General features: G+C 61.1%; 14 protein-coding genes. 9 read left to right on the top strand and 5 right to left on the bottom strand.

Features of this window, described 5'->3' with window-relative positions:
* Positions 1–58 precede the first annotated feature (58 nt).
* Positions 59–2,281, bottom strand: a complete 2,223-nt coding sequence (locus tag UB90_RS15850) for a transglycosylase domain-containing protein (RefSeq protein ID WP_065326311.1) — start codon at positions 2,279–2,281, stop codon at positions 59–61.
* Between the two features lie 289 nt (positions 2,282–2,570).
* Here UB90_RS15850 and UB90_RS15845 point away from each other — a divergent pair, with 289 nt between their 5' ends.
* Together UB90_RS15845 and UB90_RS15840 are read left to right on the top strand one after the other, a co-directional pair.
* The gene (locus UB90_RS15845; protein WP_065321123.1) at positions 2,571–2,909 is read left to right on the top strand and encodes a P-II family nitrogen regulator; all 339 of its coding nucleotides are present in this window, start codon (positions 2,571–2,573) and stop codon (positions 2,907–2,909) included.
* Between the two features lie 30 nt (positions 2,910–2,939).
* Positions 2,940–4,262 carry an ammonium transporter gene (locus tag UB90_RS15840; protein WP_005631751.1) on the top strand — a complete coding sequence of 441 codons (1,323 nt, stop codon included), beginning with the start codon at positions 2,940–2,942 and terminating at the stop codon, positions 4,260–4,262.
* Between the two features lie 67 nt (positions 4,263–4,329).
* Here UB90_RS15840 and UB90_RS15835 read toward each other — a convergent pair whose 3' ends face one another.
* Entirely contained in the window at positions 4,330–4,974 is a 645-nt protein-coding gene (locus tag UB90_RS15835; protein ID WP_065326312.1) for a ribonuclease T2 family protein, read from the bottom strand.
* Between the two features lie 170 nt (positions 4,975–5,144).
* Between UB90_RS15835 and UB90_RS15830 the strand changes: the two genes are divergently transcribed.
* The 4 genes from UB90_RS15830 to UB90_RS15815 all read left to right on the top strand — a co-directional run bounded on the left by UB90_RS15830 (position 5,145) and on the right by UB90_RS15815 (position 8,790).
* Complete coding sequence (locus tag UB90_RS15830) at positions 5,145–5,912, top strand: DUF1013 domain-containing protein (RefSeq protein WP_009177891.1); 768 nt, start codon at positions 5,145–5,147, stop codon at positions 5,910–5,912.
* Between the two features lie 208 nt (positions 5,913–6,120).
* Positions 6,121–6,621 (top strand): hypothetical protein, encoded by a 501-nt coding sequence (locus UB90_RS15825; RefSeq protein ID WP_009177816.1) that lies wholly within the window; start codon positions 6,121–6,123, stop codon positions 6,619–6,621.
* A gap of 129 nt (positions 6,622–6,750) precedes the next feature.
* Entirely contained in the window at positions 6,751–7,602 is an 852-nt protein-coding gene (gene sseA / locus UB90_RS15820; protein ID WP_065326313.1) for a 3-mercaptopyruvate sulfurtransferase, read from the top strand.
* Positions 7,603–7,605: 3 nt separating this feature from the next.
* A complete protein-coding gene (locus UB90_RS15815) occupies positions 7,606–8,790 on the top strand; it encodes an amino acid aminotransferase (protein ID WP_065326314.1) in 1,185 nt (394 codons plus the stop codon).
* Between the two features lie 73 nt (positions 8,791–8,863).
* Here UB90_RS15815 and UB90_RS15810 read toward each other — a convergent pair whose 3' ends face one another.
* Genes UB90_RS15810 through UB90_RS15800 form a run of 3 tightly spaced genes read right to left on the bottom strand, consistent with a single transcriptional unit; the run spans position 8,864 to position 11,785 of the window.
* Complete coding sequence (locus UB90_RS15810) at positions 8,864–9,640, bottom strand: TIM barrel protein (protein WP_065326315.1); 777 nt, start codon at positions 9,638–9,640, stop codon at positions 8,864–8,866.
* Positions 9,641–9,643: 3 nt separating this feature from the next.
* Positions 9,644–10,645 (bottom strand): inositol 2-dehydrogenase, encoded by a 1,002-nt coding sequence (gene iolG, locus UB90_RS15805; protein WP_065326316.1) that lies wholly within the window; start codon positions 10,643–10,645, stop codon positions 9,644–9,646.
* A 24-nt stretch (positions 10,646–10,669) separates the two neighbouring features.
* Complete coding sequence (locus tag UB90_RS15800; protein ID WP_074712515.1) at positions 10,670–11,785, bottom strand: Gfo/Idh/MocA family protein; 1,116 nt, start codon at positions 11,783–11,785, stop codon at positions 10,670–10,672.
* 80 nt (positions 11,786–11,865) lie between these two features.
* Here UB90_RS15800 and UB90_RS15795 point away from each other — a divergent pair, with 80 nt between their 5' ends.
* The 3 genes from UB90_RS15795 (at position 11,866) to UB90_RS15785 (ending at position 14,975) form a co-directional block, all read left to right on the top strand.
* Positions 11,866–12,696 carry a MurR/RpiR family transcriptional regulator gene (locus UB90_RS15795; protein ID WP_065326317.1) on the top strand — a complete coding sequence of 277 codons (831 nt, stop codon included), beginning with the start codon at positions 11,866–11,868 and terminating at the stop codon, positions 12,694–12,696.
* 155 nt (positions 12,697–12,851) lie between these two features.
* On the top strand, positions 12,852–13,778 hold the full coding sequence (locus tag UB90_RS15790) for a sugar ABC transporter substrate-binding protein (protein ID WP_204161379.1): 927 nt from the start codon (positions 12,852–12,854) through the stop codon (positions 13,776–13,778).
* A gap of 90 nt (positions 13,779–13,868) precedes the next feature.
* A complete protein-coding gene (locus tag UB90_RS15785) occupies positions 13,869–14,975 on the top strand; it encodes an ABC transporter permease (RefSeq protein ID WP_065326318.1) in 1,107 nt (368 codons plus the stop codon).
* Positions 14,976–14,988 lie beyond the last annotated feature (13 nt).

The following is a 14,988-nucleotide window of genomic DNA, read 5'->3' as shown; positions in this document are numbered from 1 at the left end:
AGGCACAAAACATGACGCCCGATGCGCAGAGACGCACCGGGCGACACAAACCTGAGCATCAGTTGCCAAAAATATCCTGCAACACGCCATTGAGTGTGCGTTCAATCTCGCGGCCAAGACCGCCGCCACCATTGCGGCGTTGCGGCTGGGGTTGCGGCTCTGGCACAGCGATTGGCTCTGGTGCTTTCATCGGAAGCGGTTGCGGCTCCAACCCTTTGTGGACACGCACCATGGTTTCGCGCCAGATCTCTGCGGGCAGACCACCACCGGTCACACCGGTCAGCGGCGTGTTGTCATCATAGCCCATCCAGACCCCGGCGACGTAATCGGCAGTGAAGCCAATGAACCATGCATCTTTCGCTGCCGATGTGGTGCCGGATTTACCAGCCGCCTGCCAGCCGGGAATCTGCGCGCGGCGTCCAGTGCCTTCTGAGATAACTTTTTCCATCATCCAGATCAGCTCTTGTGCGGCGACGGGGCGGATCACCCGTTCTCCCATCCCGCCAGAAGCACCCATCAAAGGCTCTGAATCGCCCACCAAGGTCAGCGCATCCACACCGTAAGGCGTCACCGATGAGCCACCGTTCAGAATGCCCGCATAGGCGCCCGTCATTTCCAACAGGGTGCTCTCGGACGCCCCCAGCGCCAGCGACGGCCCATCGGCCAGATCGCTGTCGATGCCGAACTCTCCAGCAACCAGACGCACCTTGTCGCGCCCCACGGCCTCAGAGACTTTGACCGCCGGAATGTTGAGAGAATCGCGCAACGCACGGGCCAGTGTGATCTCGCCATAGTGCTTGCGGGTGTAGTTTTGCGGGCACCACGGGCCAGATCCCGGAATATCGATGCAGTATTCTGCGTCCAAAACCCGGTCATATGGCGAATAGCCAAGCTCCAGCGCAGCCGCATAGACAAAGGGTTTAAACGCCGATCCGGTCTGACGTTTCGCCTGTGTCGCGCGGTTGAACACCCCAGAGGCCCGCACTTTGCGCCCCCCCACCATGGCCCGCACCGCGCCATCGGCGCTCATTACAACCACGGCCGCCTGTGCCTTGGAGCCCTCACGCACCTTGTTTTCAAACACAAAGGTCACCGCATCTTCAGCCGCCTGCTGCAGGCGCTGATCAAGCGTGGTGCGGATCACCACATCCTCTGTGGTTTGATCGCCAAGGTAGCTTGGCACCGTGTCCATGATCCAATCCGCGAAATAACCACCGGCCCGCGCTGCTGCCGCCTCGCTGAGTTCTGCTGGGTTGGCCGCCGCCATCTGGCGCTCTTGTTCGCTCAGATAGCCCTGTTCTTCCATCAGGCGCAGCACCGTGGCGGCGCGATTGCGCGACCGCTCGATGTTATTGGTCGGTGCCAGCGTCGAAGGTGCGGTCAGCAGACCCGCCAGCATCGCGGCCTCAGGCGGGTTCACCTGATTTGCGGATTTGCCGAAATAGCGCTGAGACGCGGCCTCTACACCATGGGCCCCGCCGCCCATATAGGCGCGGTTCATATAGATCGAGAGGACCTCGTTCTTGGTGTATTTGGCCTCCATTGCCATCGCAAAGATGGCTTCCTTGGCCTTGCGCCACAGCGAAGACTGGCGGCAATCGCTCTCATAAGCGGCTTCGCTCTCCCAGACGGTGGGGTCATATTGCACACCCAGACACATCAGCTTGGCAGTCTGCTGGGTGATCGTTGACCCGCCGTGACCCGACAAGGGCCCGCGACCTTCGCTCAGGTTGATACGCACCGCACTGGCAATACCGCGTGGCGAGATCCCAAAGTGGCGGTAGAACCGTTTATCCTCGGTGGCGACAATCGCGTTTTTCAGATGGGGAGAGACCGTATCCGCCGTCACCACGCCGCCGAACTGATCGCCGCGCCACGCAAATGTTTTGCCCTCGCGGTCCAAAAGCGTCACCGAGCCTTGATGACGGCCATCCAGCAGCGCCTGATACTCGGGCAGCTTGGAATAATGATAGGCCACCGCGCCCGCCAAGAAGATGCCGCCAACAACCCCCATACGCCAGCTCACCGCCCAGACAACGCGCAACACGATCTGAAACGGCATCAAGAGCCAGCCAATGAGGCCGCGCTTGCGGGGCGCGGCACGCTTTGTCTTGCGGCGTCCAAACAGGCTCCAGCCGCGCTTGGCCTTGCGCGGTGTGCGCGTCTTTGTTGCCTTTTTTGCCGGTTTGCGTGTTGCCCCGCCCACGTTGCGTTTTTCCGCAACCAGCGGGCCACGCCCGCGACCAGAAGTTCCGCGCCCGGAATTGCGCCCCTGCGTCATACTGAAAATCCTGTTCTGACTGCTCGTCTCTTAGGTCTTGGCGGACTTACGCCCTGCCTGTTTTGCACAGAATAGCGGCTCTGGCTCAGGATGTAGAGAGGCGGTTTTCCGCCAAACCCCATCTAAATCGCGCCTAAATAACAAGCAAAGCTCCTTTTTTCAGCGAAATTATTCAGCCGAAGCCCATAAAGCAGGCGTCTTGACCCCAGTCCCGCGTTCCCACGACTCGAGAGGAGCGATCTTCTGCACCTGCAAACAGCGGGCGCAGGGCCCGGGAAAGGGTGACGAGATGAAATTGATCATTGCAGCCATCAAACCCTTCAAACTCGAAGAGGTCCGCGAGGCGCTGACCGCTCTTGGGGTGTCAGGTTTGATGGTAACCGAAATCAAGGGCTTTGGCGCGCAGGCGGGTCACACCGAGATCTACCGCGGGGCCGAATACGAGGTGAACTTCGTCCCCAAGGTGAAGCTCGAAATCGTGGTGCCCTCCGACCTCGCAGATCAGGTCGTCGAGACCATCACCCAGACCGCCCGCACCGGCAAGATCGGCGATGGCAAGATCTTCGTTCTGGATGTCGGCCAAGCCGTGCGTGTGCGCACCGGCGAAACCAATCAAGACGCGCTCTAACGCGCCTTTCGCAAAGGAAAGCCAAATAAAATGAAGAAACTGACAGTGACACTCGCCGCCACGGCGCTGGCGACCCTGCCGGGTCTGGCCTTCGCGCAGGACGCCGCAGCAGAGACACCAGACATCACCCCCTATATCTTCACCACGCTCCTGTTCCTGATCGGCGGATTTCTGGTCTTCTGGATGGCCGCAGGCTTTGCCATGCTCGAAGCAGGCCTCGTGCGCTCCAAAAACGTGACCATGCAGCTCACCAAGAACGTGGCGCTCTTCTCCATTGCCGCAATCATGTACTGGCTGATCGGCTTTAACCTGATGTATCCGGGCGAAGGCTGGATTGTTCCGGGCGTACTCGGCCCGCTCTTTGCGGTCACCTCGCTGGAGCCTGTGGGCCTTGGCGCGGATGCTGCAGCGCTTGATTATGCCTCCGCCGGGTCTGACTTCTTCTTTCAGCTGATGTTCTGCGCAACCACCGCATCTATTGTGTCTGGCACATTGGCCGAGCGGATCAAGCTCTGGCCCTTCCTGATCTTTGTCGCGATCCTCACCGGTGTGATCTATCCGATCGAGGCGTCTTGGCAGTGGGGCGGCGGCTTCCTCTCCGAGATGGGCTTTTCTGACTTTGCAGGCTCTACTCTGGTGCATGCCGCTGGTGGTTTTGCCGCCCTCGCCGGTGCCCTGATCCTCGGTCCGCGGATTGGCAAATACAAAGATGGCCGCACCGTTCCGATGCCCGGTTCCAACCTTGCTCTGGCCACGTTGGGGACATTCATCCTGTGGCTCGGCTGGTTCGGCTTTAACGGTGGCTCGCAACTGGCGATGGGCACCGTAGGCGATGTGACTGATGTGTCCCGTATCTTTGCCAACACCAATATGGCCGCTGCGGCGGGGGCCGTCACCGCGCTGCTGCTGACGCAACTGCTGTTCAAAAAGCCTGACCTGACCATGATCCTGAACGGCGCGCTGGCCGGTCTGGTCTCCATCACCGCAGGTCCGCTTGATCCGACGCTGTTTGGCGCGCTGTGGATTGGTGCCGTGGGTGGTGTGATCGTGGTCTTCGCCGTGCCGATGCTCGACAAGATGCAGATCGACGATGTGGTGGGTGCGATCCCGGTTCACCTTCTGGCCGGTTTCTGGGGCACCTTTGCGGTTCCCTTCTATACCGCCGACACGTCCTTTGTGACCCAGATCATCGGCTTTGCAGCCATCGGTGCCTTTACCTTCGTGGTCTCCGGCGTGGTCTGGATGATCCTGAAATCCACCATGGGCATCCGCGTGACCGAAGAAGACGAGATCAACGGCCTCGACATGGCGGAGCTTGGCATGGACGCCTACCCGGAGTTCAAAGCCAGCTGACCCTCAGCCCGATAAAGACCAAAAAACGCGGCTCTTCGGGGCCGCGTTTTTCATTGTCTTCAGCGTGTTAGCGCACCGGCTCGAACACCGCGTTGGGCAAGGTGCAGTCCTTGATAACATCCCGTCCGCAGGGCACCGGCTCCAGATCACGCGACAGACAGACCCGCGCTTCTTGTATGAACCCATCGCGACAGGTGATCGTAAGACTGTCGGCCGTAAGTGTTGGATTGGCCTTCAGGAACGCCTCTTCCACAACGGAGGCAGGCAGTTTCACCGCCTTGTCGAGACGGCGGAACACCTCAGGGCGGGTGATTTTTGCGTAGGCTTCACGCGATAGGTCGAAATAGCCCTGCGCCGACAGACCGCTGCAGGTTCCGTGTTTCTTCCACTGATGCCACGCCAGCCCCGATGTGCCCATGATATCGCTCATCTCGCTGGTCTGACGCCGGCGCGGCGGCGCCTCTTTGGTGCGGCAATAGCTGGGCCAGCCGCGATGAAACTGCGGCCACAGCCCGTGCAACGTCCAGCCGTAATCATACCGCTCATCGCATTGCTCTGATCTCTTGGCGTCGCCCTCAATCGCGCACCAATTGGGCGACCAACTCAACGCCAGCACGTAATAGTCAAACTCACCCGCTCGCTCACCTTCGGCCTGCGCCACACCACCCAAGAGCCCCGCAGCCGCTAATATTGTGAACAAAACTCCCCGCATTCGCCTCTTTCCTTATGGTTTCGAGGCGACTATATAGACCTGAAGTTCCCCGACAACGGAAACCCGCCCCGAAGCTCCGGGGAAGCCGATCTAAGGCGACGGGAGAGGTTTATCCGCAGGTTGTCCGGTCACACCGTCGGGGGCAGACGTGTTTCGAAGGAGTAAAGCACATGGCAAAACCGTTGATGGCCAAGGCGACCGCCGTGTGGCTGGTGGACAATACCACGATCAGCTTCAAGCAGATCGCCGATTTCGTTGGCATGCACGAGCTTGAAATTCAGGGCATCGCAGATGGCGATGTGGCTGCTGGCGTGAAGGGCTTTGACCCGATTGCCAACAACCAGCTGACGCAGGACGAGATCAACACAGCGGAAAACAACCCGCTGCATAAGCTGAAGCTGAAGTTCAACGCCGCAGCCGCAGGCGAAGAAAAGCGCCGTGGCCCGCGCTACACCCCGCTGTCCAAACGCCAGGACCGCCCGAACTCGATTCTCTGGCTGGTGAAATTCCACCCCGAGCTGGCCGATGCCCAAATCGCCAAGCTGGTGGGCACCACCAAGCCGACCATTCAGTCGATCCGCGAGCGCACCCACTGGAACATCGCCAACATGGAGCCGATTGACCCGGTGGCCCTTGGCCTGTGTAAACAGTCCGAACTGGATGCCGCCGTGCAAAAAGCCGCCAAGAAACGCGCTGCCGAAGGTGGCGTGATGAGCGACGACGAGCGCCGCAAACTGGTCTCCACCGAACAATCGCTGGAAATGGACGCAGAGCCCAAGATCCCTACCGCCATTGAGGGGCTTGAGACCTTTACGCTTGGCTCCTCCGATGACGAGGACAAAAAAGAAGACGAAATCGTCGACGCCGACAGCTTCTTCAACCTCCCCGCCAGCAGCGATGAGGACGAAGACGACGACAGCGACGATCCGCGCTACTGAGAGGGCACCCCGCTCGCCTCAGCACCGTCTGACGCCGAAGATGCACCGCAGAGCCTCTTGCCCTGCGGTGTTTTTTTTGCCTCTTGCCAATATCCGACAAAATAACTAAGGAAATAGCGCCCAGCCTTTTTTGCCCGGTCAGAATGTGAACAGCCCGACCGCATCCCTGATGCGACCGCTGCGGGCGGACAGGTAAAAGGCGCAGATTATGACACTTCAGGTTCCTCTCACTCCCGAACTGGCGCAGGCCCCGCTGGTGGCTTTTGGCTTTGATCCGTTTGAGACCCGGCTGGTGTCGATCATGCGCCACTTTGTTACGGCGGCCAACGCGCCGGGCAGTCAAGCGTGGCACCGCGCCTTTATCATTGCGGCTGAAAACTGGGGCGAGGCACATGGTCTGGCGGTTGCCCATACCTTGTGGCCCGTGGTGCGCGAGGTGCTTGAACTCAGAAGCGGCGATTTCAGCTCCAATGATCCGCTTGATCTGGATACCCGCGACTTGCTCAGCGCCGATGAAGCGCAGTTTATCGCCATGCTGCACCACATGCGCCGCGACAATACCGCCAAGGCGCGCGACGCGGTCGAGGCCCTGACCCACGGGCAAATGGACCCCGACCTCATCCGCGCCGGTCTGTCATTTGCAGATCGCTTTCCTTCGGGCGCGCGGCAACGGCTGCGCGGCGCACCTGCCCTGCGCGTTGTGGGGTAAACACGGCGCAAAACCGGTATTTCATCGCACAACCGGGGCCGCCTGCGTGAAAGCATGGCAAGCGGCCTTGCACGACCGGGGCGCGGGTAGTAGGCATTTTGCCAACGCAAGTCCCGGGAGGCGTTGAGTATGGACGATCCGAAAACCCTGGTTTCCACCGACTGGCTGGCCGCGCATCTAAAGGACCCCGATTTGCGGATTCTCGATGCGTCTTGGTATCTGCCGCAGATGGAACGCGATGCTAAGGCAGAGTATGACGCGGGGCACATCCCCGGCGCGCGCTTCTTTGATATCGACGATATCTCTGATCATCGCTCCGATCTGCCGCATATGGCCCCCCCGGTTGAAAAATTCATGTCCCGCCTGCGCGCCATGGGCGTCGGCGACGGGCATCAGGTGGTGGTCTATGATGGCGCGGGCCTGTTTTCCGCCGCCCGTGTCTGGTGGCTCTTCCGCCTGATGGGTCAGGTCAATGTGGCCGTACTGGATGGCGGTCTGCCAAAATGGACCGCAGAGGGCCGCCCGCTGGAGGATCTGCCGCCGGTGATCCGCGACCGCCACATGACGGTGCGGGTACAAAACCAGCTGGTGCGCGATGTGACACAAGTGTCCTCTGCCGCCAAACTCGGCGATCACGAAATTATCGACGCCCGCGCGGCGGACCGGTTCCGCGGCGAAGCCCCCGAACCCCGGCCCGGTATGCGCGCAGGCCATATTCCCGGCTCTAAGAATGTGCCCTTCACCACATTGCTCAATGACGACGGCACCATGAAAGACCCGGACACCTTGCGCTCCATCTTTGAAAGCGCTGGTGTTGACCTCACGAAGCCTGCCATTACCTCTTGCGGATCGGGCGTCACCGCCGCCGTGCTCAGCCTCGCCATGGAGCGCATGGGCAAGCACGATCACGCGCTCTATGACGGCTCATGGAGCGAATGGGGCGCCTTCCCCACTCTTCCCGTTGCAACCGGAGACAACTAAGACATGTTCGAGAACCTGAAACCCCAGCCTGCCGACAAGATTCTGGCGCTGATGCAGATGTACCGCGATGATCCGCGGGACCAGAAGGTCGATCTGGGTGTAGGTGTCTACAAGAACGCCGAGGGTGTGACCCCGGTGATGCGCGCCGTAAAGGCCGCAGAACAGCGCATCATCGACGAGCAAGCCACCAAGGCCTACACCGGCCTCGCAGGCGATCCCGCCTATGCCGACGCAATGATCGGTCTGATCCTCGATACAGCAGTCGAGCGCAGCAAAATCGCCGCCGTCGCCACCCCCGGCGGCACCGGCGCGGTGCGTCAGGCCTTTGAACTCATCAAGATGGCCAACCCCAATGCGCGCGTCTTTGTGTCCGATCCCACATGGCCGAACCACGTGTCGATCCTGAAATACGTCGGCATCGAGACCGTGGTTTACCGCTACTTTGACGCAGAGACTCGTGCCGTGAACTTCGACGGTATGATCGAGGATCTCAAAGGCGCAAAAGAAGGCGACGTGGTGCTGCTGCACGGCTGCTGCCACAACCCGACGGGTGCCAACCTGAACCTCACCCAGTGGAAAGCCGTGGTTGAATTGCTCAACGAGCGCGGCCTGATCCCGATGATCGACATCGCCTATCAGGGCTTTGGCGACGGTCTGGAAGAAGACGCCGCTGGCGTGCGCCTCGTGGCCTCCTCGGTGCCGGAATGCCTGATTGCGGCAAGCTGCTCCAAGAACTTCGGCATCTACCGCGAACGCACCGGCCTGTTGATGGCGATCAGCCAGCAGGGCGATGCAGAAGGTCTGAACCAAAAGACACTCGCCTATCTGAACCGTCAGAACTACTCCTTCCCGCCCGATCACGGCGCGCGCGTTGTGACCACGATCCTGAACGATCCTGAATTGCGCGCGGACTGGCAGAAGGAACTGGAAGAAACCCGTTTGGGCATGCTCGCCCTGCGTCAGCAGCTCGCGGACGAGTTGCAGCGCCTGACCGGATCTGACCGTTTCGGCTTTATCGCAGAGCACCGCGGCATGTTCTCTCTGCTTGGCACCACGCCGGAGCTGGTGGAGAAAATGCGTGTGGATGCAGGCATCTACATGGTCGGTGACAGCCGCCTCAATATCGCAGGCCTCAACGCACAGACCGTGCCGATCCTCGCCAAGGCAATCGTCGACGCTGGCGTCTGATCCGCCTCATCATGGCTGAATACGAAAACGCGCCCCAAGAGGGCGCGTTTTTTGTTCCCGCAGGATTGATGCGCTAAGCTAGTGTAAAGGCCGCGCGAAACGCATCCAGCGCCGCCAGTTCATCGCCCGCCGCAAAGGCCTCCATCGCCACCGGGCCGTCATAGCCCATGTTCTGCAAGGCGCGCGCAACCCCGGCGTAGTTGATCTCGCCCGTGCCCGGCTCGCACCGCCCCGGCACATCGGCGACCTGAATCTCTCCGATCCACGGCAGGCAGGCCTGACACAGCTCGATCAGGTTCCCCTCGCCAATCTGCGCATGATAGAGGTCGAGGTTCAGGCGCAACTGAGGCCGGTTCACCGCCGAGACCAAGGCCAGCGTCTCTTCGGCCCGTGCGAAAGGCACGCCCGCGTGGTCCACCGGCAGGTTCAGGTTCTCCAACGTGAACTGCACGTCCAGCTCTTCGGCCAGATCACAGATCCGGTGCAGCGTGTCGATGGCCTTGACCCATTTCAGCGGCGTCGCCACTTCGGCCAGCTTTGGCCGTCCGCCTTCACCCAGCCCGGTGCCATGCAGGTTCAGCCGCGCTACGCCCAGCCGCTTGCCCACCAGCGCCGTTTCCCGTGCCGAGGCCAGCAGCATATCTGCGCCCGCATCATCCGACAGCCGCCCCTCAAGGTAGCCATTCATGATCGAGAACACCGCGCCAGAGGCCTCCAGCTTCTTCAGATCATGGTCGGGCCAGTTCCACAGCCCAACCTGAAACCCCATCTCGTGCAGCTGCGCGCAGCGCCACTCGATCGGTTTGTCCTGCCAGAGCATCTCGGCGCAGGCGGCAAGGGTAAACGCCATGGATCAGCCTCCGATCAGATCGGAAGTAATCGCCACCGGACGCCCCTCGGCCAGCGAACGGTTCGCCGCCTCGGCCAGCGCCAGCGCATTGACGCCGTCCTGTATCGATGCGGGCACCGGCGCGCCCGCAACCACCGCATCGACAAAGGCAGACCACTCGATCGCATAGGCGCGCATGTAGCGTTCAAGGAAGAAATAGACGGGCTTGGCCGACTGCACCCCGGCGGTGGTCGATTTCACCACGGTGTTTTCAACCTCATTCTCGGCGGCCAGCGTACCCTCGGAGCCCAGAACCTCCACCCGCTGGTCATAGCCGTAGGGCGCGCGGCGCGAATTGCGGATGGTGGCGATGCGCCCGTCCGCATAGGTCAGCACCACAACGGCGGTGTCGACATCGCCCGCCGCGCCGATCTCCGGATCGACAAGGCACGACCCATGCGCCATCACGCTCACCGGCATCCCAAACAGGAACGAACACATGTCGAAATCATGGATCATCATGTCCCGGTACAGACCGCCAGAAACCTTGATATAGCTCACCGGCGGCGGCGCAGGGTCATAGGAGGTCACCGCCAGCATCTCGCCCTTGCCGACCTCGCCCGCGTCCAGCGCGGCCTTGACGGCGGCAAAGTTCGGGTCAAAGCGGCGGTTGAAGCCCATCATCATCGGCTTGTCGTGGCTGGCGGCAATCTGGCGAACCTGAAGCGCGCGCTCCAGCGACAGATCAATGGGCTTTTCGCAAAAGATCGCTTTGCCCGCCTTCACGCCCGCCTCGATCAGGTCGGAATGCGTGTTGGTCGAGGAGGCAATCAGGATCGCGTCAATGCTCGCATCGGCAAAGATCTCTTCCGGTGTGCGCACCGCGATGCCATGCTCCTGCGCAAGCGCCTCGGCGACCTCGGCCATAACGTCAGTAACTGCAACCAGCTCCGAGCGCGGATCCATCTTGATGGAGGCGGCATGGACCTTGCCGATGCGGCCCGCGCCAAACAATGCGACTTTCATAGGCGTATTCCTTTTGTGCTGGCGTCACAGGGTGACGCGGCGGCCCTCACGGGCCGAAGTGTCGATAGCGTGGATGACGCGCTCAAACTCCAGCGCGTCGGTGAAATTGGGAAAGCTCTCCTCGCCAGCCGCAATGGCACGCAGAAACCCCGCGACCTCGACGGTTTTCAGATCGCCAAAGCCCAGTTGATGCCCCGGTGCCGGGCAGAACGCCCCATAGGGTGCATGCTCCGGCCCCGTCAGAATGGTGCGGAACCCCTGCTGCGCGCGCGGGCCTTCGTTGACGTAGAGCTTCAGTTCATTCAGCCGCTCCTGACTGAAGGTAATCATACCCTTGGTGCCATGCACCTCCCAGTCGAGCTTGTTCTTACGTCCCCAGGCCGAACGCGAGGTGCAAAGCGTGCCCTGCGCCCCGTTGCGATAGCGGATGATGGCCGAGGCGGTGTCTTCGTTCTCCACCGCTGCGCGGCCGCTTCCATCGGGCAGGGGGCGGGTTTCATGGATGATCTGCGTATCGGCAATCAGGCTCTCGATCTCGCCCATCAGCACATGCGACATCGACACCAGATGACAGCCCAGATCGCCCAGCGTACCAAGCCCCGCATCCGCACGGGTGGCGCGCCATGTCCACGGCAGGTCCGGGTCGGCCTGATAATCCTCATCCACCCAGCCCCGGAAATGCACGGGCTTTCCGATCATCCCTTCGGCAATCAATGCGCGGGCATGGCTGACTGCGGGATTATGAATGTAGTTATACCCTACCTTTGTGCGCACCCCGGCGGCACGCGCCGCGGCTTCCATCTCCTGCGCATCCTCCAGCGTCAGCGCCAGTGGCTTTTCGCAATGCACATGTTTCCCGGCCGCAATCGCCGCCAGCGCCATCTCCTTATGCAACGCATTGGGTGTGGTGATGGAGACAATATCGACCTCCGGGTTGGCGATCAGGGCGCGCCAGTCATCGGTGGCGGCGGCAAACCCGAACTGAGCCCCCAGATCGCGCGCCTTCTGTACGGGCGTGTCGCACAATTGCGCCAGACGCACCGGCGCCAGATCCCCAAATACCGCCGCGGCAGAGCCATAGGCCAGCGCATGCGCCTTGCCCATGAAGCCGGTTCCGATCAAACCAAGACCCAGAGTCACAAAAACCTCCCATATGGAATTTTCATTCCATTTTCGGTGATGAGCGATTACAGTGAACCTGTCAAGAGAGAGGACGTTGAATGAGTGAGAACGAGGGTATCGCCACACCCCCGACCAACATCACCCAGACCATCGAGCGGCTGGACCAGATGCAGGATGAGCTGCCCAAGCGGCTGAAGCAATGTGCATCCTTCACCCGTCGTCACCTGCATCTTGTGGCGGTCTCTACGGTCTCTGATATGGCCAAGGCATCGGGCGTTGCGCCTTCGGTCTACATCCGGTTCTGTCAGGCCATTGGCTTTAGCGGCTATTCCGAAATGCAGGGGCTGTTTCGGGTGCAGTACACGTCCTTTCGCCCCGACTATGAACAGCGCCTTGCCCAGGTGCGCCCCGATGTGGCGCAGGGCAGTGGTCAGCTGTTGGGAGAATTTGCCGAGGCGGGCCATAAATCACTGCTATCCTTGGGAAATTCTGTTGCAAATGAGGGACTTAACAGTGTCGCAAGCGGCTTGGCGCAGGCGCGCATTCTGCATCTATTGGGTATGCGCCGCGCCTTTGCCGTGGTCAGCAATATGTCCTATCTCCTTGGCAAGATGGATGTACCCGCTCTCTTGCATACCGACGTTGGCCACCTTGACAGCCCTCCCCTGATGACGCCCGATGATGCGCTGTTTGCAGTGACCTTCGCGCCCTTCTCCGAGGACGTGATCCAGCAGGCCAGAGAGGCCGCCGAGCGTGGCGTTCCGGTCTACGGGCTGAGCGATTCCGAAAAATGCCCGCTGTTTGAATTCGCCCGCGAGGAGCTCATCGTACACGAACATGAGGTCGCAGGCTTTCGCGCACTCAACGCCTCCATCACGCTCACCACCGCCCTTTCAGTGCTGGTCGGCTCGCAACGACGCGAATCTTGACAGGCTCGCGTCAAAACGGAATAAATGTTCCATAGCACGATTCGACACCGTTTCGCGCTGACCGGTGGGAGGCCGGTCATAAGGAGCACCTCAGCCTTCAGCGAGCCGAGGCGCCTACAATCCGGGATACCGGGCTTTGTCTAAGGGAGGACAAATTGAAAAACTTCTTGAAAACCGCAGCTGTTGTCGCCGGGATGGCCGTCGCAGCCCCCGCCATGGCGCAGGACATCATCGTGGTCGCCCATGGTCAGGCCAACGATCCATTCTGGTCCGTGGTGAAAAACGGCGTGGAAAAGGCCGCCAAGGACACAGGCGCGAATGTCGATTTCCGCTCGCCCGAGACCTTTGACATGGTGCAGATGAGCCAGCTGATCGACGCCGCCGTCAATCAGGAACCCGACGGGCTGGTGGTCTCCATCCCCGACGCCGACGCGCTGTCGCCCTCGATCCGCCGCGCGGTCGAGGCTGGCATTCCAGTCATCTCGATGAACTCCGGCTCTGACGTCTCCAAGGATCTCGGCGCACTGCTGCACGTAGGCCAGGACGAATACACCGCAGGCAAGGCCGCCGGTGAAAAGCTCGCCTCCATGGGTGGCACGGTCGGCATCTGCGTCAACCAAGAAGTGGGCAACGTGGCGCTCGACCTGCGCTGTCAGGGCTTTTCTGACGGGTTCGGCGGCTCTGTCGAGGTGATCCCGACCCAGAACGACCCTGCCGAAGTCGAAGCCAAGGTCAAAGCGGCGCTGGAATCCAACCCTGACATCGACACCGTGATGGGCCTTGGTGCCTCCTTGGTGGGTGAGCCCTCCGTGCGCGCCGTCGCAGCCGTTGGCCGCACCGGCGAGGTGAATGTGGCGACCTTTGACCTGTCGGCAAGCTTCCTTGAGAGTGTATCAAAAGGCGAAGCGGCCTTTGCCATCGACCAGCAGCAATTCCTGCAAGGCTATCTGCCGGTCTCGTTCCTGGCGCTCAATGCCAACTACGGCCTGATCCCCGGCGGCAACGTTCCCTCCGGCCCCAACCTGATCACCCAGGACAAAGCTGCCCAGGTGGTCGAGCTGAGTGCTGAAGGCATCCGCTAAGTCACGCACTTAAAACGCTAAATCGCATTTGGGGCCGTGGTGCAAACGCCGCGCCACGGCCCTTCTTTGTCCCCAAGGGAGGATCACGCCATGGCCGACACGGCCCAAACCGTCACCGACGAACGCCTGAAACAAGAAGGCTTTGGCGCGCGGCTGATGAAGCGCCCGGAGCTTGGGGCCATCGCCGGTGTCATTCTTGTCACCACATTCTTTTTGATCACTGCCGACAGCACCATGTTCACGCTCTCGGGCATCATGAACTTCATGACCCCTGCGGCGCAGCTCGGCATCCTCGCCATCGGTGCGGCGATGCTGATGATCGGCGGTGAATTCGACCTCTCCATCGGCTCTATGGTGGCCTTTGCGGGTCTGATCTTTGGCGCCTGCGTCGTCACCCTTGGCCTGCCCCTGATCCTCGCGATCCCGCTGACATTGGCGGTGGCGGCTGGGCTTGGCGCGGTCAATGGCGTGATCGTTCTGAAAACCGGCCTGCCCTCCTTTATTGTGACACTGGCCTTCCTGTTCATCCTGCGCGGCGCGTCGCTGGTGGGGCTGAAACTGGCCTCTGGCGGCTCCACCCAGCTGCGCGGCGTGCGCGATGCGATCGAGGGCGACTGGCTTGCGCCTATGTTTTCTGGCGACGCATTCGGCCCGATCTTTGCCTGGCTTGCCCAGATCGGCCTGATCGACACCTTCAAGAACGGCACCCCAAAAGTGCCCGGCGTCCCGGTTGAAATCCTCTGGTTCATCGCGCTGGCGCTGGTGGCGACCTATGTGCTGCTGCGCACCCCGCAGGGCAATTGGATCTTTGCCTCGGGCGGCGATCGCAACGCGGCCTCCAATTCCGGTGTGCCGGTGCGCAAGGTGAAGATCTCGCTCTTTATGGTGACGGCGCTCTGCGGCGCGCTGGTTGCGATCATCACCGTGATGGATGCAGGCTCGACCGACGCCCGCCGCGGCTTCATGAAAGAGTTCGAGGCCATCATCGCCGCAGTGATCGGCGGCTGCCTGCTGACAGGCGGCTACGGCTCCGCCATCGGCGCATTCTTTGGCGCGATCATCTTTGGCATGGTCACCATCGGCCTCACTTATACAGACTTCGATCAGGACTGGTTCCAGATCTTCCTTGGCGGCATGCTGTTGATCGCGGTTCTGTTCAACAACTACATCCGCAAGCGCGTGACGGGGGAACGCTGAGATGACCCAGCAG

It is taken from the genome of Tritonibacter mobilis, assembly GCF_001681715.1.
Taxonomy (GTDB): Bacteria; Pseudomonadota; Alphaproteobacteria; order Rhodobacterales; family Rhodobacteraceae; genus Epibacterium; species Epibacterium mobile.
Note: the sequence above shows the minus strand (reverse complement) of the source record. Positions and strands in the feature narration are given on the sequence as shown.